The organism is Sporofaciens sp. SGI.106, from assembly GCF_050314255.1.
GTDB lineage: Bacteria > Bacillota > Clostridia > Lachnospirales > Lachnospiraceae > Claveliimonas.
In genome coordinates, this window is the sequence record NZ_JBNPMZ010000001.1 from 43043 (window position 1) to 66295 (window position 23253).

Here is a 23253-nt window from a genome sequence, read left to right on the forward strand (position 1 = left end):
TGAAAAAGCTGATCGAAAAAAACGGTCAGCTTTTTTTCTTTCAAAAATAGATACTTTGGTGTATAGTAATAAAGTGGAATTTTGTATGAACAGTTAAATTCCTATAGCAGAGAAAGAACGGAGAGTTATATATGGCTGAGAAGATTGTTCTGATAGACGGACACAGTATTCTGAACCGTGCATTTTACGGAGTGCCGGATCTTACGAATGCAGAAGGACTTCATACGAATGCAGTGTATGGATTCCTGAATATTATGTTTAAGATACTGGATGAGGAAAAGCCGGAGTATTTGACGGTGGCATTTGATGTACATGCGCCTACCTTCCGGCATGAGATGTTCGAAGACTATAAGGGTACCAGAAAACCTATGGCAGATGAACTGCGTCAGCAGGTTCCGGTAATTAAGGATGTTCTGAGGGCAATGGGAGTAAAGATCATTGAGCAGGCAGGCCTTGAGGCGGATGACCTTTTGGGAACCCTGTCCAGACGCTGTGAGGAAATCGGGATGGAAGTATCCGTTATCAGCGGAGACAGAGATCTTCTCCAGCTTGCAACGGAGCATGTTAAGATCCGGATACCGAAGACGAAACAGGGCAGAACAGAGGTGGAGGATTATTATGCGGCAGATGTTCTGGAGCGGTATCAGGTGACACCTCAGGAATTCATTGATCTGAAAGCTCTGATGGGCGATGCTTCTGATAATATACCGGGTGTTCCCAGTATCGGAGAGAAAACAGCTACGAAGATTATTACAGAATACCACTCTATTGAAGAAGCCTATGCCCATTCGGATGAACTGAAACCGCCCCGGGCGTCTAAGGCGCTCCGGGAACACTGGGAGCTGGCAAAGCTTAGCAAGGTACTGGCAACGATAGAAGTGCATGCGGATTTTGAGTATTCCCTTGAGGAAGCAAAACTGGGCAATCTGTATACAGAAGAGGCTTACGGATGGTTTCAGAAGCTGCAGTTCAAGAATCTTCTTGGCAGATTTGAAATCAGTGCACCCTCTAATGCGGTGGAGGACGGATTCCGGGAAATTCATGCGAAAGCGGATGCGGAACGCATTTTTACAGAGGCCGGGAAGAGGGAAACGGTGGCAGTTACAGTATTCCGGAATACAAAGGACGTGCTGCCCCTGTTTGCCAATGAAGCCCAGGCAGGCGGAATTGGAATCTGCTATGGTGAGAAAGACATTTACTGCATTTATGCAGATACAGATATAACGATGGATTATCTGGCAGAACAGATAGATATTCTGACGGATAAGGTGAAGACTCTTGCGGCTTTCCGTGTAAAAGAGCTGCTTTCTTATCTTCAATCCGGTGAGAAGGCGTGCTGGTTTGACAATACGGTAGCTGCCTATCTTCTGAACCCGCTGAAAAATGACTATACTTATGAAGATGTGGCCAGGGAACAGATGGATCTGATATTGGAAGAGAAGAGCGAAGAATATGTGAAGGTATGCTATGAGGTCTATACGGCATATGCGTCTGTGAAACCTCTGACGGAGAAGCTTGTGGAAACACAGATGTGGAACCTTTTTGCAAATGTTGAGATGCCGCTGGTATTTACCCTGCATGATATGGAGCAGAACGGGGTAAGGGTTGAGGCGGAGGCTCTTCGCATTTACGGCGAACAGCTGGGAGTCCGCATCGAAACCCTGGAACAGGAAATCTACGAGGCGGCAGGAGAAAAGTTTAATATTAATTCTCCTAAGCAGCTGGGGGTCATTTTGTTTGAAAAAATGGGTCTGAAAGGCGGCAGGAAGACCAAGACCGGTTATTCTACAGCGGCTGATGTACTGGAGAAGCTGGCACCGGATTATCCGGTTATCGGACAGATATTGATGTATCGTCAGCTTACGAAGCTTAAGTCCACCTATGCAGACGGACTAGCGGGCTATATCCGTGAAGACGGGCGGATTCATGGTAAATTTAATCAGACCATAACGGCTACCGGCCGAATCAGCAGCACGGAACCGAATCTGCAGAATATTCCGGTGCGGATGGAGCTTGGACGGCTGATCCGCAAGGTATTTGTTCCGGAGGACGGATATGTATTTGTGGATGCGGACTATTCTCAGATTGAGCTTCGTGTGCTGGCACACTGCTCTGAAGATGAGAAATTGATACGGGCATATCGGGAGGCGCAGGATATTCATAGAATTACCGCGTCTCAGGTGTTCCACACTCCATTTGAGGAAGTGACGGATCTGCAGCGGCGCAATGCCAAGGCAGTCAATTTTGGAATCGTGTATGGAATCAGCTCCTTTGGACTGAGTGAGGATCTGAGTATTACCAAAAAAGAGGCTGCACAGTACATCGAACAGTACTTTAAAACTTATCCGGGAATCAAGATTTTTCTGGATGATACGGTCAAGCATGCAAAAGAGATGGGCTATGTGGTGACCCTGTTTGGACGAAGACGACCGGTTCCGGAGCTTTCATCCAGCAATTTCCAACAGCGTGCATTTGGAGAGCGTGTGGCTATGAATGCACCGATTCAGGGAACAGCGGCAGATATTATGAAGATTGCGATGGTAGGCGTGAACCGTCAGCTAAAGGAAAAGCATATGAAGTCCAGACTGGTTCTTCAGGTTCACGATGAGCTTCTTATTGAAGCACATCTGTCGGAGCTGGAACAGGTGAAAGAAATATTAAAAGAAGAAATGGAACAGGCAGCATCGCTGGAGGTTCCTCTTGAGATAGATATGCATACCGGAGAAAACTGGTATGAGGCGAAATAAAGATTGAGGTGTGAGATGAAGATAGTAGGAATTACAGGCGGCGTAGGCTCCGGCAAGAGTGAAGTGCTCCGTTATCTGGAGGAGAAACATGGGGCTTCTGTCTGCCGTGCAGATGAAGTGGGCAGAGAACTGCAACAGGAAGGAACGGCCTGCTATGACAGTATTGTGGCAGAATTTGGTGATGAGATCCTGGAGGAGAACGGGAAGATTAACCGTGCAAAGCTTTCTGCAATTGTATTTGATAATCCGGACAGACTGGCCGCTCTTAACGCGATCGTGCATCCGGCGGTGGAAGAGAGAGTAAAGCAGCTTAAAGAAGAGGCTCAGAGTCAGGGAAAATCCCTGTTTGTGCTGGAATCAGCCATTTTAATTGAAGCTGGTTATGAAGATTTCTGTGATGAAATCTGGTACATTTATGCCAGTGATGAGGTGAGAACCAGACGTCTGAGATTCTTCCGGGGTTACAGTGAAGAAAAAACACAGTCTGTAATCCGTGCCCAGAAGACAAGAGAGGAATATATGGAGCAGAGTGACAGAGTCATTGATAACAGCAGAAGCTTTGAAGAGACCTGCGCCCAGCTGGAGCACATTTTAGATAAATTATAACCGGGAGAGAAATTACATGAGATTATGCAGTATAGCCAGTGGAAGCAGCGGAAACTGTATTTATGTGGGTAATGATGATACCCATCTGCTTGTGGATACTGGAATCAGTAAAAAGAGAATAGATGAAGGCCTTTCAGAGATTGGAATTAAGGGAGAAGAGTTAGACGGGATTTTGATTACCCATGAGCATTCGGATCATATTCAGGGGCTGGGAGTGTTCAGCCGGAAGTATCAGGTTCCAATTTATGCTACCAGAGGAACGCTGGAGGGGATCCGGGCATATAAGAGTCTGGGAGCTTTGCCTGAAGGATTGCTTCATGAGGTGGAGACGGATATGGATTTTATGCTGGGAGATATTGAAGTCCATCCTTTCCGGATTTCCCATGATGCCAAGGAGCCCTGCGGCTACCGGATGAATCATGGAGGGAAATCTGTGGCAGTTGCCACCGACCTTGGAATCTACGACGAATATACGGTGGAAAATCTGAAGAATCTGAATGCAGTCCTTCTGGAGGCAAATCATGATATACACATGCTGGAGGTGGGGCCTTATCCTTATCCGCTTAAGCGAAGAGTTATGGGCGATAAAGGACATTTATCGAATGAATTGTCAGGACGCCTTCTTTGTGATATACTACATGACAACTTGCAATATGTAATTTTGGGGCATCTGAGCAAGGAGAATAATTATGCGGAGCTTGCCTATGAGACAGTTAAACTGGAAGTGACAATAGGAGATAATCCTTATAAGGGAGATGATATTCCGTTGTATGTAGCAGGCAGAGACCGTGTATCAGATATTGTAACCGTATAAAAGCAAGTCAGTTGTTGAGGGACGAGATTAGGAGGAAGAACATGAGAAAATGTGTAATAACTGTTGTGGGAAAAGATACTGTTGGAATTATTGCGAAGGTGTGCACCTATTTGGCAGAGACTAATATCAATATTCTGGATATTGCTCAGACTATCGTGAGCGGCTATTTTAATATGATGGCTGTAGTGGATGTGTCAAATGCGGATAAAGAGTTTCATGTGTATGCAGAGGAGCTGGAAAAACTGGGTGCTGAGATCGGCGTGACCATTCATTGTCAGAGAGAAGAGATATTTGAAAGCATGCACAGAATATAGGAGGTCACGTACAGAATTATGATTAATATACTTGAAGTAAAAGAAACCAATCAGATGATCGAGCAGGAAAATCTTGATGTGAGAACCATTACTCTGGGCATCAGTCTTCTGGACTGTATGGATTCCGATCTGGAACGGCTGAATGAGAATATTTATAATAAGATTACCACCCTCGCGAAAGATCTGGTAAAGACCGGAGAAGATATAGAGAAGGAATTTGGTATCCCGATTGTAAATAAACGTATTTCTGTAACACCGATCGGTATCATAGGTTCATCCGCCTGTAAGGAGCCAAAGGACTATGTGAGTCTTGCAAAAACTCTCGACAAAGCGGCAAAAGAAGTTGGAGTTAACTTTATTGGAGGATATTCTGCTCTGGTGTCCAAGGCAATGACTGTCAGTGATGAGAATCTGATTCGGTCCATACCGGAAGCACTTGCATGCACAGACAGAGTATGCAGTTCGGTAAATGTGGGATCCACAAGAACAGGTATTAATATGGACGCGGTACGTCTTTGCGGTGAAATTGTGAAGGCAACGGCTGAAGCAACCAGTGAAATGGATTCTCTCGGATGTGCCAAGCTGGTCATCTTCTGTAATGCACCGGATGACAATCCGTTCATGGCAGGCGCTTTTCTTGGTGTGACAGAAGGAGACGCGGTGATTAACGTAGGTGTCAGCGGACCGGGTGTTGTGAAAAATGCCATCGCTAAGGTACGCGGCCAGGGCTTCGAAGTTCTCTGTGAGACGATTAAGAAGACGGCGTTCAAAGTAACCCGTGTGGGACAGCTTGTAGCAGGAGAAGCGTCAAAGAGACTGGGAATTCCGTTCGGTATTGTGGATCTGTCACTCGCTCCTACACCGGCAATTGGAGACAGTGTGGCAGAGATTCTGGAGGAAATCGGATTGGAACGTGTAGGTGCTCCGGGAACAACTGCAGCACTTGCCATGCTGAATGACCAGGTGAAGAAAGGCGGGGTAATGGCGTCTTCATACGTGGGAGGATTAAGCGGTGCATTTATTCCGGTCAGTGAGGATCAGGGAATGATTGATGCAGTGACGATGGGAGCGCTTACCATCGAGAAACTGGAGGCTATGACCTGTGTCTGCTCCGTTGGTCTGGATATGATTGCGATTCCGGGAAAAACCAGTGCTGCGACCATTTCCGGTATCATTGCCGATGAAATGGCTATCGGTATGGTAAATCAGAAAACTACGGCAGTCCGTCTTATTCCTGTTATCGGAAAGGATGTCGGAGATACGGCAGAATTCGGAGGTCTTCTCGGATATGCTCCGATTATTCCGGTTAATGAGTATGACTGCAGTGCATTTATAAATAGAAAGGGACGTATCCCGGCACCTATTCATAGTTTTAAAAATTAAAAAGAGAGGTTAAAAAATGGGTAAAGTAGCGATTGTGACTGACAGTAACAGCGGTATTACACAGAATGAGGCAAAAGAACTGGGGATCCGTGTGATTCCAATGCCGTTTTATATTAATGAAGAATTGTTTTATGAAGATATCACGCTTTCACAGGAAGAATTCTACCAGAAGCTTGCTCAGGATGCGGATATTTCTACATCCCAGCCTTCACCGGGGGATGTACTGGAGCTTTGGGATGAACTGCTGAAAAGTTATGATGAGATTGTGCACATTCCAATGTCAAGCGGACTTTCCAGTACCTGTGAGACAGCTTTGATGCTGGCACAGGATTATGAAGGTAAGGTGCAGGTAGTTGATAATCAGAGAATTTCAGTTACCCAGAGACAGTCTGTCATGGACGCGATCCAGTTGGCAAATGAGGGCAAATCCGCGAAGGAAATTCACGACAAACTGATGGAAGAGAAGCTGGAAGCAAGTATTTATATTACGGTGGATACGTTGAAATACCTGAAAAAGGGAGGACGCATCACACCGGCAGCGGCAGCTATCGGAACGGTTCTTAACTTGAAGCCGGTGCTTCAGATCCAGGGAGAAAAGCTGGATGCTTTTGCAAAGGTTCGTGGATGGAAAGCGGCAAAGAAGACCATGCTGGATGCCATGGAGAAAGATATTAAGGAACGTTTTGCGGGAAAAGAGGTTCATCTGGAAGCAGCTTATACCTGTTCAGAGGAAGAAGCACAGGAATGGAAACGTGAGATTGAAGCAAGGCTTCCGGGATATGAGATACAGATGGACAAGCTTTCTTTGAGTGTGGCGTGTCATATCGGACCGGGGTCCATGGCAGTTGCATGCAGTAAAAAGATTTAAATTGGTGATAGAGGGAGTGTCGCAAAAGCCGATTATGGAGCGGGGCTCCCTCGTTTTTTAGGCAAAACCCCTTCGTCTATTATATGATGACAATAGATTGCTGATGCTCATTGATAAAAGGTGTCCCGAATTTGGCTGTGATGACAGATTCGTAGAGGTTGGCCGCGAAAATGTCCGTTTCCAACATCCGTTTTCCGGTATCAGAAAGCCCTTCTGTCTGTCCGAGCTTGGTGATCAGCGGGATAGAGGCGTGCGCCTTTATCTCTTTCAAAATTCCGACTGCATCCCGGCGAAATCCGAGAATACGCGCATAAGGACAATATCCTGTCTGGATGTAGGCATCTACATCCTCTTTTTTTATGTTCAAAAGAAGATGAAATAATGCCCGGCTGACGCGGGAATAGGTAATCTCTTTTGTCTTGAGAAGCTCACAGAACTGATCGAAATTTATAAAATCATTGGAGCAGTTGGCAATGCGGTTAGCCAGTTCTTCAGTGATGTCCGCATAGGCTGCCAGATTACTCCGGTTCTCTGTGAGAAGGCGGTATTTCAGAAGCAGGGAAAAGTCGTCTGAGCAAACCGGATAACGGGTTCCGTATGTTGTTTGCAAAAGATGCTGACTGGCAGGGGGAACCTGGTTTGCAAGGAGGGTGGGAATTTCCGGAGCTTCAGTCTGAAGTAATTTTTTGCGGATTGCGGAGGCTGAGCTCAGTCCGTCCTGAAGTTCTTCGTCGTGATAGCAGGATACCAATCTTTGAATGGTGAGGACATTCATCCTGCTTTTTCTTCGGAAGAGAGCCTTGATATATTCCATGCCCAGGATGTTATTGGGCTGCCCGAGAAGAGATGCGGCATCTTCGTCTCCCAGGTATTCTGCCAGTGCTTTCTGTCGTGCTTTTGGAAAAGAATTGCCGGCTTTGAGTGCCTGTTTAAGCTTGTCCTGATAGGCTTCCGGTTCTTCGGAAAGAATGTATGCCAGATGTTTCAGTCCTTCTATGTCACCGGATTCACTTCCGAAGCAGAGATAATCCACACATCCTAGCTGATCCAGAATTGAGACTGCACCTGCGGCAAAATATTCGGCACTTCCTGACGCACAGTACACAGGAAGTTCTATGACCAGATCTGCTCCGGATCTCAATGCAGCCTCTGTCCGTAAATGTTTGGGCATAATAGCCGGAGCACCCCTCTGCACAAAATCACCGCTCATGACAACGATGACTGCATCTGCATTGGTCAGTTCTTTTGTTTTTTCTATATGATACAGGTGTCCGTTGTGAAATGGATTATATTCTGTAATGAGTCCGACGATTTTCATAATAATCTCCCTTGTATATCCCTTTGAAATTGATTATACTATATAAGGATGAGTGTATGCAACCTGTGGAAAATAATGCCTGCTTTGCAGGTACAAATCACGCGCTGGAACTCGCGATGCGAGTTCTGAATGGCAGAAATTCATCCGACAAAAGAAGACAGGAAGGAGGATACCATGGAAAAAGAATGGAAAGAACATGATCCGGAAAGTGATTTCGCAGTCAAAGAACAGGATGAAACGGCAGATTATATGGAAGAGCGCGAGGAACTGACGGAAGAACGTATCCTTGAGATGCTGGAGGCAAGACAGTATAAAGACTTGAAAGAAGAACTGGAAAATAACATGTATCCTGTCGATCTTGCCGATTTGATGGAAAATTTTAACCAGAAACAGATGGTGATGGTATTTCGTCTCCTTGCCAAGGAAGAGGCGGCGGAGACATTTTCGTATATGAACAGTGATCTGAGGGAGATTCTGATCAACGGGCTTACAGATTCCGAGCTGGAAGAGATTATGGAAGAGATGTATCTGGATGACACGGTAGACGTACTGGAAGAGATGCCTGCCAATGTGGTGGATCGTCTCCTGATGGCTACGGACGAAGAGACCCGCCAGCAGATTAATCTGCTTCTGCAGTATCCGGAGGACAGCGCCGGAAGTGTCATGAACGTGGACTATATCGCGCTTCGCAAGGAAATGACGGTGGCGGAGTCCATCCTGAAGATCCGTCAGGTAGGTCTAAACAGGGAGACCATTTACACCTGCTATGTTACGGAGAAGAAGAAGCTGATCGGTGTCGTTGACGTAAAGGAACTTCTGACCACCAGTGAGTCTAAGACCATTGAAGAAATCATGGAAACCAATATGCTGTACGCGCGGACCACGGATGATCAGGAAGAGGTGGCAGGTATCATCCGGAAATATGGTCTGATCGCTCTGCCTATCGTGGATCATGAAATGTGTATGGTCGGTATTGTAACGGTTGACGACGCTATGCTCGTCCTGCAGGAAGAGGCAACGGAAGATATCTCGATCATGGCCGGTGTCAGCCCCAGTGAGGAATCTTATTTCGGAACGACGGTGATGGAGCATGTGAAGAGCCGTCTGCCCTGGCTTCTGTTTCTGATGCTTTCAGCGACAGTGACTCAGATGATCATGAACAGCTATGAATCTGCCCTTGCAGTGATGCCGCAGCTTGCCGGATTCGTTCCTATGCTGACCGGAACGGGAGGAAACTGCGGTTCCCAGAGCTCGACTCTGGTGATCCGGGGACTGGCCGTGGAGGAAATAGAATTTAAAGATCTTTTTAAAGTAATATGGAAAGAAGTTCGAATTGCCGTATGTATCAGTATTATTCTGGCAGTGGTCAATGGAATCCGTATTGTCCTTATGGGGCAGGGAGGCGGGCTGATGGCTCTGACGATCGGTATGACCATGGCCTGTACGGTAATCATTGCGAAGGTAGTGGGATGTACCCTGCCGCTTATTGCAAAGAAGGTGGGACTGGATCCGGCGATCATGGCAACGCCGCTGATCTCTACGCTGGTGGATATCAGCACGATCAGTGTTTATTTTGCGATTGTCAGCGCGATATTTCAGTTATAAATGAGAAAGAAATGATACATTGTATTAAAAAACAGACATAATATTCCAGCAAGAGACCTTGTCCGCAGGGTCTCTTTGTATTATAATAAATATATGTGAGAAAAAATGGAAAGGAGTCTGTAAATCATGGGATTTATTGATGAAATTAAAGCAAAAGCAAAAGCAAATGTAAAAACAATTGTACTTCCGGAGACAGAAGATGCAAGAACTTATGAAGCAGCTGCAGCTGTATTGAAAGAAGGAACTGCAAAACTGATTCTCGTAGGAAGCGAAGAAGAGATCGCAAAGAATAAAGGTTCTTTTGACATCTCAGGAGCAACAATTGTGGATCCTGCGAAGAGCGAGAAGACAGAAGGCTATATTGCAAAACTGGTTGAGCTTCGTCAGAAAAAAGGCATGACAGAAGAGCAGGCAAGAGAACTGCTTCTTACCAACTACTTATATTATGGTGTAATGATGGTAAAGATGGGAGACGCAGACGGAATGGTTTCCGGAGCATGCCATTCTACAGCAGATACTTTAAGACCATGTCTGCAGATTCTGAAGACCAAACCGGGAACAAAGCTTGTTTCCGCATTCTTCGTAATGGTAGTTCCGGATTGTGATATGGGAGCAGACGGAACATTCGTATTCGCAGATTCCGGTCTGGAACAGAATCCGGATCCGGAGAAACTGGCTGCAATCGCTCTTTCTTCCGCAGAGTCATTCGAGCTTCTGACAGGAAAAGAGCCTGTTGTTGCAATGCTGTCACACTCTACTAAGGGAAGTGCAAAGCACGCTGATGTAGATAAGGTATTAGAGGCAACAAGAATTGCAAAAGAGAATGCACCGGAAGGACTGCTTCTGGATGGAGAGTTCCAGTTAGATGCAGCTATCGTTCCGGAGATCGGAGCATCCAAGGCACCTGGAAGCCCGGTTGCAGGAAAAGCAAACGTACTGGTATTCCCGGATCTGGATGCCGGAAATATCGGATACAAACTGGTTCAGAGACTTGCAAAAGCAGAGGCTTATGGACCACTGACACAGGGTATCGCAGCACCGGTTAACGATCTGTCACGTGGATGCAGCGCAGAGGATATTGAAGGCGTTGTTGCAATCACGGCTGTACAGTGCCAGGCTGCTGATAAATAAATCAAAAAAAGAGAGGGCAAACCAATGAATGTATTAGTAATTAACTGTGGAAGTTCATCACTGAAATTCCAGCTGATCAATTCTGAGTCCGAGCAGGTACTTGCAAAAGGTCTGTGCGAGAGAATCGGAATTGACGGAAGCCTTACTTACCAGCCGGCAGGTGGGGAAAAGGTAAAATCTGACAAAGCAATGCCGACACACGAAGAAGCAATTCAGTTCGTAATTGATGCTCTGACAGACGCTGAGACAGGCGTTGTAAAGAGTCTTTCCGAAATTGGGGCAGTTGGACATCGTGTAGTCCACGGCGGTGAGAAATTTGCAAATTCTGTAGTAATCAATGAGGAAGTTATCCAGGCAATTGAAGAGTGTAATGATCTTGCACCGCTTCACAATCCTGCAAACTTAATCGGTATCGCAGCTTGCCAGAAGCTGATGCCGGGCACACCTATGGTGGCAGTATTTGATACCGCATTCCATCAGACAATGCCGGAGAAGGCATATATGTACGGACTTCCGTATGAGTACTATGAGAAATATAAGGTAAGACGCTATGGATTCCACGGAACAAGCCACAGCTTCGTATCCAAGAGAATGGCTGAGCTGCTTGGAAAACCGTATGATCAGCTGAAAACTATCGTATGTCACCTTGGAAACGGTGCCAGCATCTGTGCTGTAGAAAATGGCAAATCCGTTGACACATCCATGGGTCTGACACCTCTGGAAGGTCTGGTAATGGGGACACGTTCCGGTGATATTGATCCGGCTATCCTGGAGTTCATTGCAAAGAAAGAGAATCTGGACATTGCAGGACTTATGAACATGCTGAATAAGAAATCCGGTGTTTACGGTCTTTCCAACAACCTTTCCAGTGACTTCCGTGATCTGGAGGCAGGTGCCAATGAAGGAAATGTACCGGCTAAGATTGCGCTGGAAGTATTCTGCTATCGTGTTGCAAAATATGTTGGCGGATATGTTGCAGCAATGAATGGGGTTGATGCGATCGCATTTACTGCAGGTATCGGTGAGAATGCAGGAATCGTACGTGAGAAAGTTATGAGCTACCTCGGTTATCTTGGTATTGAGCTTGATGCAGAGGCAAATGCAAAGAGAGGAGAAGAGATCGCAATTTCTACTCCGGACTCAAAAGTAACAGTAATGGTTATTCCTACCAATGAAGAGCTTGCAATCGCCCGCGAAACTGTTGCATTAGTATAGAAGATTAGTGGTTGACAAATTTATATTTCGTGATATAATAGTCTAGGTGTGAATAGGAGTAATAATATGATATTAAACCTATCAGACGTTCTGTCTGAACAACATAAGACCATCGAGAAGGATATTCCGATAGAGATGGAGGTATTTCAATCAGAACTGGGTGAGTTCCGGATTCTTGATAAAGAGCCTCTGGCTATCAGGGTGGAACATGTAAAAGGAAGAGAATTGTTGATTACAGGAAAAGCAAAGATTACGGTGGAGATTCCATGTGATCGCTGTCTGGAACCTGTGGAAACAGAGCTGGTTCTTGATTTTACCAAGGATGTCGATCTTAGTGTGCCGGATGGAGAACAGTCAGAAGATTTAGATGAAACAAACTATATTGACGGATATACGCTCGATGCGGAACAACTCATCCGCAACGAAGTACTAATAGGGTGGCCGACGAAGATTCTGTGTAGCGAAGACTGTAAGGGTATTTGCAACGTGTGTGGTCAAAACCTGAACCAGGGAACTTGTGACTGTGAAGATACAAGTCTTGACCCTAGAATGTCAGTTATCCGCGATGTTTTTAAGAATTTTAAGGAGGTGTAACCTATGTCAATTTGTCCAAAGAATAAATCTTCTAAAGCAAGAAGAGACAAGAGAAGAGCGAATTGGAAAATGAGCGCTCCGAACCTGGTTAAATGCAGCAAGTGCGGCGAATTAATGATGCCTCACAGAGTATGCAAGGCTTGTGGCTCATACAACAAAAAAGAAATCATCGCTCAGGATTAATGAGAGTAAAGAGCTTTCCGAAATATCGGAAGGCTCTTTTTTTCTGTCATATATTGATTTTTATATCAATGTTTAGTAGAATGATACCTAGCAGACAATGGAGGGAAAAAAATGTCAGAAATAACGAAAGTAGTACTGGACGCCATGGGGGGAGATAATGCTCCGGTAGAGATGGTGAAAGGCGCTGTGGATGCCGTGTCGAAAGAAAAGAATGTCAAAGTATTTCTGGTGGGTAAAGAAGAGATTGTAAAAAGTGAATTAGATAAATATACTTATGACAAAGACCGGATTGAGATTGTAAATGCAACGGAGGTGATTGAGACAGCAGAACCGCCGGTGAATGCTATCCGCAGAAAAAAGGATTCCTCGATTGTAGTGGGAATGAAGATGGTGAAAGCGAAGGAAGCAGACGCTTTTGTATCAGCAGGAAGCTCCGGAGCGGTCCTGGTTGGCGGACAGACGCTGGTGGGAAGAATCAAAGGAGTGGAACGGCCGCCTCTTGCACCGTTGATTCCTACAGAAAAGGGAGTGGCGCTTCTTGTTGACTGTGGAGCTAATGTGGATGCCCGTCCTTCTCATCTGGTACAGTTTGCCAAGATGGGATCCATTTATATGGAACGTGTTGTGGGAATTAAAAATCCGAAAGTGGCTATTGTAAATATCGGCGCAGAGGAAGAGAAGGGAAATGCTTTGGTGAAGGAGACTTTTCCGATGCTGAAAGAGACCCAGGGTATCAATTTTACCGGCAGTATTGAGGCAAGAGAGATTCCACATGGGCAGGCAGACGTCATTGTATGTGAGGCATTTACAGGCAATGTGATTTTAAAACTTACGGAAGGGCTTGCTTCCACTTTGGTGCATAAGATAAAGCAGGGCATGATGTCCTCTCTTCGGAGTAAGATAGGAGCACTCCTGGTGAAGCCTGCACTGAAGGCTACTCTGAAAGAATTTGATGCCAGTGAGTATGGAGGAGCACCACTTCTGGGGCTGAATGGTCTGGTGGTAAAGACACACGGCAGTGCAACGGCAAAAGAAGTATGTAATTCCATCATCCAGTGTATTACATTTAAAGAACAGGATGTAAATGGAAAAATCAGAGAATGTATTCAAACGGATACGAAATCCGCAGAATAAATCAATATGTAACAAAAAAGGAGAAGAGAAGTATGGAATTTGAAAAAATACAGGAAATCATAGCAGATGTCCTTAATGTGGATGTGAATGACATTACAGAGGATTCTACTTTTGTAGATGACCTTGGAGCAGATTCTCTGGATATTTTCCAGATTATTATGGGAATCGAAGAGGCTTTTGATATTGAAATTGATAATGATGATGCTGAGAAGATTGTTACCGTTGGTGATGCGGTAGAGGAGATCAAAAACGCAACAAATAACTAGGCATTTGACACGAAAAAGCCCAGGAACGGGCTTTTTCGTTTTGTGAGGCGGAAAATGAACAGAGATTTAAAATTATTGGAAGAAAAAATTGGATATCATTTTCAGGATTTTTCACTTTTAAAAAAGGCAATGATGCACAGCTCTTATGTAAATGAGAAGCATTTGCCGAAATATGAATGTAACGAACGGCTGGAGTTTTTAGGTGATGCTGTTCTTGAGGTTATATCCAGTGAATTTTTGTTTTATGAGCATGAGACCATGCCGGAGGGGGAACTGACGAAGACGAGGGCCAGTATGGTTTGCGAACAGTCTTTGGCTTATTGTGCCAGAGATATTCATCTGGGAGATTATCTTCTGCTGGGTAAGGGAGAGGAGGCTACCGGAGGAAGAAAGAGGGAATCTGTCACATCAGACGCGCTTGAGGCTTTGATCGGAGCAATATATATAGATGGTGGTTTTGCTAATGCAAAAGAGTTTGTTCATCGTTTTGTTCTCAATGATCTTGAGAATAAGAAACTCTTTTTTGATAGCAAGACTATCCTGCAGGAGATTGTGCAGGCAAATTTTGATGCCGCTATTTCTTATGATCTCATTGCGGAAGAAGGTCCGGATCATGATAAGTCGTTCACGGTAAGTGTTCATATTGGTCCGGAAGAATACGGAAACGGAAAAGGAAGAACCAAGAAAGCAGCGGAACAGGAAGCCGCATATCAGACAATTTTATTGCTGCACAAGAAAAATATAAAGTAGGTGTTATATGTATTTAAAAAGCATAGAGGTGCAGGGCTTTAAGTCGTTTGCCAACAAAATCGTGTTTGATTTTCACAACGGCATTACCGGAATCGTGGGTCCGAACGGAAGTGGTAAGAGTAATGTAGCAGATGCGGTAAGATGGGTGCTGGGAGAACAGAGAATCAAGCAGCTGCGCGGAGGCAGCATGCAGGATGTTATTTTCGCAGGAACTGAGAATCGTAAGCCATTAAGTTATGCTTCGGTTGCCATTACTCTGGATAATTCGGATCATCAGCTTCCTATTGAGTATGAGGAGGTTACGGTTGCGAGAAAATTATATCGTTCCGGTGAGAGTGAGTATCTGATTAACGGAAGTACCTGCCGTTTGAAGGATGTCAATGAGCTGTTCTATGATACGGGTATCGGAAAGGAAGGGTATTCCATTATCGGTCAGGGACAGATTGATAAGATCTTAAGCGGTAAGCCGGAAGAAAGAAGAGAGCTTTTTGATGAGGCTGCCGGAATTGTAAAGTTTAAGCGCAGAAAAAATATGTCGGTGAAAAAGCTGGAGGATGAGCGTCAGAATCTGGTTCGTGTGAATGACATTCTGTCTGAGCTTGAGAAGCAAAAGGGGCCTCTGGAGCGCCAGTCCGAGGTGGCAAAGGAATATCTGAAAAAGAAAGAAGAGTTAAAAACATACGATATTAATATGTTCCTTCTGGAGACGGCACGACTAAAGGAGCAGATCAGCGAGGTAGATAGTAAACTGGATATTTCCAAAGAAGAACTGGAACAGGCGGGAGTAGCCTATGATGCCATGAAGGCGGAATATGAGGCCGTGGAAGAGCAGGTGGATGAGATTGAAGATTCCATTGAAGGCTATAAAAACAGACTTAATGAGACGAACCTGCTAAAACAACAGTTGGAGAATCAGATTGCGCTTTTAAAAGAGAAGATTCACAGTGCCCGCATGACGGATGAGCATTTTGAACAGCGGTCAAGGGCTATTTCGGAAGAAATAGAGAAAAGAAATCTTCAGCTCAGTGAACTTACGAAGGAGCAGGAAGAAATCCGCGGGCAGATGAAGGAGCAGAGCCAGGCTGAAAATGAAGCCAGAAGGGCTCTGATAGAGATTCAGACAAAGATTGCCACTTTGACTGACCAGATTGAAAAGAATAAGAATGATATTATTGAGCTTTTGAATAACAGAGCTTCCACAAAAGCGAAGATACAGCGTTATGATACCATGCTGGAACAGATTCAGGTGCGTAAGTCGGAGATGCAGAAGAAGCTGCTGATCTCTGAGAGCGAATCCGGTGAGGAGATGGACCAGCTTAAGAAATATGAGGATGAGCTGAGAACGATATCTGAGACGATTGTTGGGTATACGGATGAAAATCGCATGTTGGAAGCTTCGATTGAGAAGCTTCAGAAAGAATTGGCAAAACAGACCGAACAGCTTCAGATCGGCCAGACGGCTTATCACAGAGAGCAGTCCAGACTGGAATCCCTTAAAAATATTACAGAGCGCTATGACGGATATGGCAACAGTATCCGCAAGGTAATGGAGCGTAAATCTCAGGAGCCGGGGCTTTTGGGTGTAGTTGCCGATATTATTAAGGTAGATAAGGCATATGAGATTGCCATTGAAACAGCACTTGGTGGAAGTATTCAGAATATTGTCACAGATAATGAAAATACTGCCAAAAGGATGATTGCATTTTTAAAGAAAAATAAATATGGTCGTGCGACTTTCCTGCCGCTTACCAGTGTCAATGGCAATCACGGGATCAACAGACCGGAGGCTCTTAAGGAACCGGGTGTGATCGGAATTGCAAGTACGCTGGTGAAGGTGGAAGATAAATACCGGAATCTGGCAGACAATCTTCTGGGAAGAACCATTGTGGTAGAGAATATTGACTGCGGAATTGCAATTGCCCGTAAGTATCATCAGTCGCTCCGGCTGGTAACGGTAGAAGGTGAACTTTTGAATCCGGGAGGTTCCATGACTGGTGGAGCATTCAAGAATTCCAGCAATCTGCTCAGCAGGCGCCGGGAGATGGAAGAATTTGAGAAGACAGTCCGGAAGCTTAAGCAGGAAATGGACATCATGCAGCAGGAATCCGAGAAGCTGAGAAAAGAGCGTGCCGGATATTATGCAAGGATTGATGAAATACAGAAGAAACTTCAGGAGGCCTACGTTATTCAGAATACGGCAAAAATGAATCTGGATCAGAGCCAGGCAAAGATTGCACAGGCGCGGGAAGAATCGCTCAGGATTCAGAAGGAAAACGCGGAACTGGATCAGCAGATTACAGATATCAGCGATAATCAGGAGTCCATTGCAGTGGAACTGGATACGTCGGAGCGGATGGAGTCTGAGCTTACAAAGCAGACAGAAGAATACCAGAAGATGCTGGAGGAACTTCGGGTCAGGGAAAGTGACGGTCAGAAGAAGGTGGAAGAGCTGCATCTGTTATATGCCGGTATGGAGCAGAAGCATACTTTCATGAAAGAGAATCTTGCCCGAATCGGTGAAGAACTGGAAGGCTTCCGCAAGGAGCAGGAAGATCTGGAGTCGGGTAAGGATAACGCTTCTCAGGAGATTCGGGAGAAGGAAGAACAGATTCTGAAAATCAGGGAGACGATCGAGAATTCCAAAGAGCTTTTTGCAGAGCTTGAGGAAGAGATTCAAAAATCAGTGGAAGAGCGCGAAAAACTGAATCAGAAACATAAATCATTCCTTCAGAAAAGAGAAGATCTGTCCAAACATATGGCAGAGCTGGATAAAGAGATATTCCGGCTTGAGAGCCGGAAAGAAGGATATGAAGAGGCATCCGAGAAACAGATCAATTATATGTGGGAGGAATACGAGCTCACTTACAACCGGGCACTGGAGCTTCGGAATGAGAACCTGACAGATCTTTCTGTAATGAAGAAACGGATCCAGACACTGAAAAATGAGATCAGGGGGCTTGGATCTGTCAATGTAAATGCGATTGAGGATTTTAAGAATCTTTCAGAGCGTTATGAATTTTTAAAGACCCAGCATGATGATCTGGTGGAAGCGGAAGCAACCCTGGTTAAGATTATCAATGAGCTGGATGAAGCGATGCGCAGACAGTTTTCCGAGCAGTTTGAGCGGATCGCAAAGGAATTTGACAGTGTGTTCAAAGAATTATTCGGTGGTGGTAAGGGTACACTGGAACTGCAGGAGGATGAGGATATTCTGGAGGCAGGTATTCGTATCATTGCCCAGCCGCCGGGAAAGAAGCTTCAGAATATGATGCAGCTTTCCGGTGGAGAGAAGGCACTTACAGCAATTTCACTTCTGTTTGCGATTCAGAATCTGAAACCGTCCCCATTCTGTCTTCTGGATGAGATTGAGGCGGCGCTGGATGATTCCAATGTTACCAGATTTGCGCAGTATCTTCATAAACTGACGAAGAACACTCAGTTTATCGTTATCACCCACAGAAGGGGAACGATGACGGCGGCAGACAGACTATACGGTATTACGATGCAGGAAAAGGGTGTATCCACCCTTGTATCGGTAAGCCTGCTCACCGATGAGCTGGATAAATAATCAGGAGGGAAATTATGGCAGAGGGAATGGGTTTTTTTAAACGGCTGGTCTCAGGACTTGCAAAGACAAGAGATAATATCGTGTCCGGCATGGACAGTATTTTCAATGGATTTTCCAAAATAGACGAAGATTTTTACGAAGAACTGGAAGAACTTCTGATCATGGGAGATCTTGGTGTACAGGCAACATATGATATTCTGGATGATCTGAGAAAGAAAGTAAAGGAACGTCACATCAAGGAACCGGCAGATTGCCGTCAGATATTGATAGACAGTATCAAAGAACAGATGGATGTGGGGGAAGCTGCCTATGAGTTCGAGGAGAAAACATCTGTAGTTATGGTTGTGGGTGTCAATGGTGTAGGTAAGACCACTACTATCGGCAAGCTCGCCGGAAAACTTAGGGCACAGAACAAAAAGGTAGTGCTGGCGGCTGCGGATACCTTCCGCGCAGCTGCGGGAGAACAGCTGAAGGAATGGGCAAACCGTGCTCAGGCAGAGCTGATTGGCGGCCAGGAGGGATCAGACCCTGCTGCGGTTGTATATGATGCAGTAGCTGCTGCAAAAGCCAGACACGCGGATGTTCTTCTGTGTGATACGGCGGGAAGACTCCATAATAAGAAGAATCTGATGGAAGAGCTTAAGAAGATGAACCGGATTATTGACCGGGAGTATCCGGAGGCATTTCGTGAGACCCTGGTCGTTCTGGATGCAACTACCGGACAGAATGCACTTCAGCAGGCGAAGGAATTTAAAGAAGTTGCCGATATTACGGGTATCATTCTTACGAAGATGGACGGAACTGCCAAGGGTGGAATTGCAGTGGCAATTCAGGCAGAACTTGGTATTCCGGTGAAATACATCGGTGTAGGTGAGACCATAGATGATTTACAGAAATTTAATGCAGATACATTTGTGGATGCGTTGTTTACCACTTCAGATAAGGAGCATGAATAAGAGAAGGAGAGAGAGATGTTAACATTAGAGAAATTTGAACAGGCAAGTGAATTAGTAAAAGACGTTACCAATCCGACAAAGCTGGTCTACAGTGATTTTTTGAGCAGACAGACCGGGGGTAAGATTTATCTGAAACCGGAGAACATGCAGAATACAGGAGCTTATAAGGTTCGTGGTGCATATTATAAAATCAGCACATTGAGTCAGGAGGAAAGGGACAGAGGACTGATTGCTGCGTCTGCCGGCAACCATGCACAGGGAATTGCATATGCAGCACAGAAATTCGGATGCAAGGCAATTGTCGTAATGCCGTCTATTACTCCTCTGATCAAAGTAAACCGGACAAAGAGCTATGGTGCAGAAGTTATCCTTCACGGGGACGTATATGATGAAGCATGTGAGTATGCAATGCAGCTTGCAGAGGAAAAGGGATATACATTCGTACATCCTTTCAACGATCTGGATGTGGCAACCGGACAGGGAACGATTGCGATGGAGATTGTTCAGGAGCTTCCGACAGTTGATTATATCCTGGCACCGATCGGCGGCGGCGGACTGATTACCGGAGTGGCAACTCTGGCAAAGATGCTGAATCCCAAAATTAAAGTAATCGGTGTAGAACCGTCTCAGGCAGCAAGCATGAAGGCCGCACTTGCAGCCGGAGAGCCTGTGACACTGCCAAGTGCCAATACTATTGCCGATGGTACTGCAGTGAAGCGTGTGGGAGATCTGAACTTCCCATATGTTAAAGAAAACGTGGATGATATTCTTACGGTAGAGGATGATGAACTTATCGGTGCATTCCTTGATCTGGTAGAAAATCACAAAATGATCGTGGAAAATTCCGGCCTGCTCACAGTAGCTGCTTTAAAACAGTTAGATCTGGAGCATAAGAAAGCCGTTGCAATTTTAAGTGGAGGAAATATGGATGTGATTACCATGTCCTCTATTGTACAGCATGGTCTGATCCAGAGAGACAGAATCTTCTCTGTATCCGTTCTGCTTCCGGACAAGCCGGGTGAGCTAGTGCGTGTAGCGGCAACTATTGCCAATGCTCAGGGAAATGTTATCAAGCTTGAGCATAATCAGTTCGTCAGCACAAACCGTAATGCGGCTGTGGAACTTCGAATTACCATGGAGGCATTCGGAACCGAACATAAGAATGAGATCCTTCAGGCGTTGGAGGATGAAGGCTTCAGACCGCGAGAAATTGGTGCAAAATTATATTAAAGAAGCTATGATTACGGAAGACAGGGTGTTTGAGGAAGGCAGATAATAGTCATGAGTCTTTGGAAATATAAGTATTTTGTCGATGTAATTGACAGTAAAAGTTTTACGAAAGCAGGAAAGAAAAACTTTGTATCACAGACTGCGATCAGCCAGCAGATTTCTTCATTGGAGAAAAGCGTGGGAGGAAAACTGATTGACAGAGGAAGCGGTGGAATTGAGCCGACAGAACTGGGGCGCATTGTATACACAAAAGCCAAAGAAATGCTGGAGATCAATGAAGAAATGCTCAGAGAAATCAAAAGGTATAAGGGCAGATCGAAATTTGAGCTTGGTGTGGACTGTTCATTAAGTCGGATATTCTGGAAAAAAGTTGAGAAGATGCTGTATGTGTACTATCCGGAAACGGAAGCTGATTATCATTTTCATAAGGTTGATTCAAGAACCGGATGCCGGATGCTGGAGGACGGGGAACTTGATATTTTTATCGGATATGAGGTGAATAATCTGAAGCTGGGAGATCTGGAGGAAGAGGTGCTTTGCAAAAGCAAAATAGGGGTCTTTCTGGGACCAAGTTCATCTCTAAAGGATAGGGAAGTACTTACACTTAGTGATCTGGAGGGGCACAAAAGATATGAGACAAAGCTTTATTCCTGCAGCAGACAAAAAGGAATTTCTCAATATACGGATAAGGATGAAGATGAATGGGTAAAGTGTGAAGATAATGTGGATACATTAAAACTCAAAGTGGAGTTTAATGATGGATATGCATTTGTGGACAGCAGGTTTTTCTCATCTGATGACGGAGAACTCAGGATATTAGAAGATTTTGATAAAACCTGTCTTGTAAAGTTTTATTTTAAGAAAGACAGACCTGAGATAAGGGATGTATTTATGAATCTTCGGGAATTGATGGGAAACGATGAATAATGAGATTGGAAATCAATCGTTTCAAACAGGAGAAGGTAAATGATTTGTGGAAATCATTTACCTTCTCCTGTTTTAGTAGCTGTTCTGTGTACATTTTGACGGAAATATACCTATAAAAATTTCTTATCCAAATATAATTTTTTCTTGTTTGAATTTGTCGAAATGCGGTAATAAAATCTGTAATAGAGACTGCTGACAAAAAAAGGAGGGAATATGGAAATGGCAAAAGAAAATATGTGGAAGCAGTATACGGATACCCAGAACCAGGAACTGGAGAACTTAAACGACAGATATAAAAATTGTCTGAATACTGCGAAGACTGAGAGAGAATGTGTAGCTCTTGGAATTCGCATGGCGAAAGAGCATGGGTATCGGGACATAGAGGAATGCATCGCGGAAGATGTCTGTCTGAAAGCCGGTGACAAAGTGTATGCACAGTGCATGGGGAAAGCACTCGTACTCTTTCAGGTGGGTAGTGAGCCTTTGGAGAAGGGAATGAATATTCTGGGGGCACATGTTGACTCACCGAGACTGGATATTAAGCAGAATCCATTATATGAAGACAGTGAGATGGCTTATCTGGATACTCATTATTATGGCGGTATTAAGAAATATCAGTGGGTGACAATTCCTCTTGCAATTCATGGAACGGTAGCAAAGAAGGATGGAACAACGATAGATGTTGTGATTGGTGAAGACGAGAATGATCCGGTTGTTGTAATTTCTGACCTGTTAATACATATTGCGCAGGAGCAGATGGAAAAGAAAGCAAGTGTCGTGATTGAAGGGGAAGGTATGGATGTTCTGGTAGGAACAAAACCACTTGCGGATTGTGACGATAAGGAAGAAAAAGAGCTTGTAAAAGCATCCATTCTCAAATATCTGAAAGAAAAATATGATATGGACAAAGAGGATTTCCTGTCTGCTGAGCTGGAGATTGTTCCGGCGGGAAAAGCAAGAGACTGTGGTCTGGACAGAAGCATGGTCATCGGTTATGGACAGGATGACAGAGTGTGTGCATTTACATCTTTGTTTGCTATGCTGGAAACAGAGGCGCCAAAGCGTACAAGCTGCTGTATATTAGTGGATAAAGAAGAAATAGGAAGTGTAGGTGCAACCGGAATGCACTCCAGATTTTTTGAAGATACAATTGCGGAACTTTCCGCTCTCACAGGGGACCGAGATGCGCTGAAAGTAAGACGTACACTTCGCAATTCCTACATGTTATCTTCTGACGTAAGTGCAGCTTACGACCCGCTTCATGCAAGTGCGTTTGAAAAGAAGAATACAGCTTTCTTTGGAAAAGGTCTTGTGTTAAACAAATACACCGGAAGCCGCGGAAAAGTCAATACAAGTGATGCCAATGCAGAATATATTGCAAAGATCCGTAAAGTATTTGATGAAAATGAAGTGGCATTCCAGACTGCAGAAATGGGAAGAGTTGACCTTGGAGGCGGCGGAACTATTGCATACATTATGGCAAATTATGGAATGAACGTAATTGACAGCGGCGTTGCAGTTCTGTCCATGCATGCACCAAATGAGGTGACAAGCAAATCAGATATCTATGAAGTTTATAAAGGATATAAAGCATTCTTAAAAAATATGGAATAAAGGAAAAGGGAAAGAGAGAGGAACAAAACA

General features: G+C 44.8%; 20 protein-coding genes. 19 read left to right on the top strand and 1 reads right to left on the bottom strand.

The window, feature by feature from the left end; genetic code table 11:
• Positions 1-131 precede the first annotated feature (131 nt).
• From polA to ACQRCC_RS00220, 6 genes are read left to right on the top strand one after another with little or no spacing between them, the layout of a single operon-like run.
• Positions 132-2747 carry a DNA polymerase I gene (polA, locus tag ACQRCC_RS00195; RefSeq protein ID WP_427848795.1) on the top strand — a complete coding sequence of 872 codons (2616 nt, stop codon included), beginning with the start codon at positions 132-134 and terminating at the stop codon, positions 2745-2747.
• A gap of 15 nt (positions 2748-2762) precedes the next feature.
• On the top strand, positions 2763-3353 hold the full coding sequence (gene coaE / locus ACQRCC_RS00200) for a dephospho-CoA kinase (RefSeq protein WP_427848796.1): 591 nt from the start codon (positions 2763-2765) through the stop codon (positions 3351-3353).
• Positions 3354-3369: 16 nt separating this feature from the next.
• Positions 3370-4167 carry an MBL fold metallo-hydrolase gene (locus ACQRCC_RS00205; RefSeq protein WP_427848797.1) on the top strand — a complete coding sequence of 266 codons (798 nt, stop codon included), beginning with the start codon at positions 3370-3372 and terminating at the stop codon, positions 4165-4167.
• 41 nt (positions 4168-4208) lie between these two features.
• Complete coding sequence (locus ACQRCC_RS00210; RefSeq protein WP_427848798.1) at positions 4209-4481, top strand: ACT domain-containing protein; 273 nt, start codon at positions 4209-4211, stop codon at positions 4479-4481.
• 18 nt (positions 4482-4499) lie between these two features.
• Positions 4500-5864 (top strand): PFL family protein, encoded by a 1365-nt coding sequence (locus ACQRCC_RS00215; RefSeq protein ID WP_427848799.1) that lies wholly within the window; start codon positions 4500-4502, stop codon positions 5862-5864.
• 16 nt (positions 5865-5880) lie between these two features.
• Entirely contained in the window at positions 5881-6732 is an 852-nt protein-coding gene (locus tag ACQRCC_RS00220) for a DegV family protein (RefSeq protein WP_427848800.1), read from the top strand.
• 79 nt (positions 6733-6811) lie between these two features.
• Here ACQRCC_RS00220 and ACQRCC_RS00225 read toward each other — a convergent pair whose 3' ends face one another.
• Positions 6812-8050, bottom strand: coding sequence for a nucleotidyltransferase (locus ACQRCC_RS00225; protein ID WP_427848801.1), 1239 nt, complete (start codon positions 8048-8050; stop codon positions 6812-6814).
• A gap of 249 nt (positions 8051-8299) precedes the next feature.
• Between ACQRCC_RS00225 and mgtE the strand changes: the two genes are divergently transcribed.
• The 13 genes from mgtE (at position 8300) to ACQRCC_RS00290 (ending at position 23223) form a co-directional block, all read left to right on the top strand.
• The gene (mgtE, locus tag ACQRCC_RS00230; protein WP_427849081.1) at positions 8300-9655 is read left to right on the top strand and encodes a magnesium transporter; all 1356 of its coding nucleotides are present in this window, start codon (positions 8300-8302) and stop codon (positions 9653-9655) included.
• Between the two features lie 126 nt (positions 9656-9781).
• A complete protein-coding gene (gene pta / locus ACQRCC_RS00235; protein WP_427848802.1) occupies positions 9782-10786 on the top strand; it encodes a phosphate acetyltransferase in 1005 nt (334 codons plus the stop codon).
• Between the two features lie 24 nt (positions 10787-10810).
• Positions 10811-12001, top strand: a complete 1191-nt coding sequence (locus tag ACQRCC_RS00240) for an acetate kinase (RefSeq protein WP_427848803.1) — start codon at positions 10811-10813, stop codon at positions 11999-12001.
• Between the two features lie 66 nt (positions 12002-12067).
• Positions 12068-12595 carry a YceD family protein gene (locus tag ACQRCC_RS00245; RefSeq protein WP_427848804.1) on the top strand — a complete coding sequence of 176 codons (528 nt, stop codon included), beginning with the start codon at positions 12068-12070 and terminating at the stop codon, positions 12593-12595.
• A gap of 3 nt (positions 12596-12598) precedes the next feature.
• The gene (gene rpmF / locus ACQRCC_RS00250) at positions 12599-12778 is read left to right on the top strand and encodes a 50S ribosomal protein L32 (protein ID WP_005332600.1); all 180 of its coding nucleotides are present in this window, start codon (positions 12599-12601) and stop codon (positions 12776-12778) included.
• Between the two features lie 111 nt (positions 12779-12889).
• Positions 12890-13912: a phosphate acyltransferase PlsX gene (gene plsX, locus ACQRCC_RS00255; RefSeq protein ID WP_427848805.1), complete on the top strand. Its 1023-nt coding sequence runs from the start codon at positions 12890-12892 to the stop codon at positions 13910-13912.
• Positions 13913-13944: 32 nt separating this feature from the next.
• A complete protein-coding gene (gene acpP, locus ACQRCC_RS00260; RefSeq protein ID WP_427848806.1) occupies positions 13945-14178 on the top strand; it encodes an acyl carrier protein in 234 nt (77 codons plus the stop codon).
• 54 nt (positions 14179-14232) lie between these two features.
• Complete coding sequence (gene rnc, locus ACQRCC_RS00265; RefSeq protein ID WP_427848807.1) at positions 14233-14928, top strand: ribonuclease III; 696 nt, start codon at positions 14233-14235, stop codon at positions 14926-14928.
• Between the two features lie 7 nt (positions 14929-14935).
• Positions 14936-18496 (top strand): chromosome segregation protein SMC, encoded by a 3561-nt coding sequence (gene smc / locus ACQRCC_RS00270; protein ID WP_427848808.1) that lies wholly within the window; start codon positions 14936-14938, stop codon positions 18494-18496.
• Positions 18497-18510: 14 nt separating this feature from the next.
• Entirely contained in the window at positions 18511-19452 is a 942-nt protein-coding gene (ftsY, locus tag ACQRCC_RS00275; protein ID WP_427848809.1) for a signal recognition particle-docking protein FtsY, read from the top strand.
• A gap of 15 nt (positions 19453-19467) precedes the next feature.
• Positions 19468-20682 (top strand): threonine ammonia-lyase, encoded by a 1215-nt coding sequence (gene ilvA, locus ACQRCC_RS00280; RefSeq protein WP_427848810.1) that lies wholly within the window; start codon positions 19468-19470, stop codon positions 20680-20682.
• Positions 20683-20733: 51 nt separating this feature from the next.
• A complete protein-coding gene (locus tag ACQRCC_RS00285; RefSeq protein WP_427848811.1) occupies positions 20734-21609 on the top strand; it encodes a LysR family transcriptional regulator in 876 nt (291 codons plus the stop codon).
• A gap of 219 nt (positions 21610-21828) precedes the next feature.
• Positions 21829-23223, top strand: a complete 1395-nt coding sequence (locus tag ACQRCC_RS00290) for an aminopeptidase (RefSeq protein WP_427848812.1) — start codon at positions 21829-21831, stop codon at positions 23221-23223.
• Positions 23224-23253: the final 30 nt, after the last annotated feature.

Excerpts from the sequence above, each read along its gene's own strand:
- coaE (WP_427848796.1), top strand. The coding sequence starts at position 2,763 with ATGAAGATAGTAGGAATTACAGGCGGCGTAGGCTCCGGCAAGAGTGAA.
- ftsY (WP_427848809.1), top strand. The coding sequence starts at position 18,511 with ATGGCAGAGGGAATGGGTTTTTTTAAACGGCTGGTCTCAGGACTTGCA.
- ACQRCC_RS00290 (WP_427848812.1), top strand. The coding sequence starts at position 21,829 with ATGGCAAAAGAAAATATGTGGAAGCAGTATACGGATACCCAGAACCAG.
- mgtE (WP_427849081.1), top strand. The coding sequence starts at position 8,300 with ATGGAAGAGCGCGAGGAACTGACGGAAGAACGTATCCTTGAGATGCTG.
- acpP (WP_427848806.1), top strand. The coding sequence starts at position 13,945 with ATGGAATTTGAAAAAATACAGGAAATCATAGCAGATGTCCTTAATGTG.
- ACQRCC_RS00245 (WP_427848804.1), top strand. The coding sequence starts at position 12,068 with ATGATATTAAACCTATCAGACGTTCTGTCTGAACAACATAAGACCATC.
- ACQRCC_RS00225 (WP_427848801.1), bottom strand. The coding sequence starts at position 8,050 with ATGAAAATCGTCGGACTCATTACAGAATATAATCCATTTCACAACGGA.
- ACQRCC_RS00205 (WP_427848797.1), top strand. The coding sequence starts at position 3,370 with ATGAGATTATGCAGTATAGCCAGTGGAAGCAGCGGAAACTGTATTTAT.
- smc (WP_427848808.1), top strand. The coding sequence starts at position 14,936 with ATGTATTTAAAAAGCATAGAGGTGCAGGGCTTTAAGTCGTTTGCCAAC.
- pta (WP_427848802.1), top strand. The coding sequence starts at position 9,782 with ATGGGATTTATTGATGAAATTAAAGCAAAAGCAAAAGCAAATGTAAAA.
- ACQRCC_RS00285 (WP_427848811.1), top strand. The coding sequence starts at position 20,734 with ATGAGTCTTTGGAAATATAAGTATTTTGTCGATGTAATTGACAGTAAA.
- ilvA (WP_427848810.1), top strand. The coding sequence starts at position 19,468 with ATGTTAACATTAGAGAAATTTGAACAGGCAAGTGAATTAGTAAAAGAC.
- ACQRCC_RS00220 (WP_427848800.1), top strand. The coding sequence starts at position 5,881 with ATGGGTAAAGTAGCGATTGTGACTGACAGTAACAGCGGTATTACACAG.
- rpmF (WP_005332600.1), top strand. The coding sequence starts at position 12,599 with ATGTCAATTTGTCCAAAGAATAAATCTTCTAAAGCAAGAAGAGACAAG.
- polA (WP_427848795.1), top strand. The coding sequence starts at position 132 with ATGGCTGAGAAGATTGTTCTGATAGACGGACACAGTATTCTGAACCGT.
- ACQRCC_RS00215 (WP_427848799.1), top strand. The coding sequence starts at position 4,500 with ATGATTAATATACTTGAAGTAAAAGAAACCAATCAGATGATCGAGCAG.
- rnc (WP_427848807.1), top strand. The coding sequence starts at position 14,233 with ATGAACAGAGATTTAAAATTATTGGAAGAAAAAATTGGATATCATTTT.
- ACQRCC_RS00210 (WP_427848798.1), top strand. The coding sequence starts at position 4,209 with ATGAGAAAATGTGTAATAACTGTTGTGGGAAAAGATACTGTTGGAATT.
- ACQRCC_RS00240 (WP_427848803.1), top strand. The coding sequence starts at position 10,811 with ATGAATGTATTAGTAATTAACTGTGGAAGTTCATCACTGAAATTCCAG.
- plsX (WP_427848805.1), top strand. The coding sequence starts at position 12,890 with ATGTCAGAAATAACGAAAGTAGTACTGGACGCCATGGGGGGAGATAAT.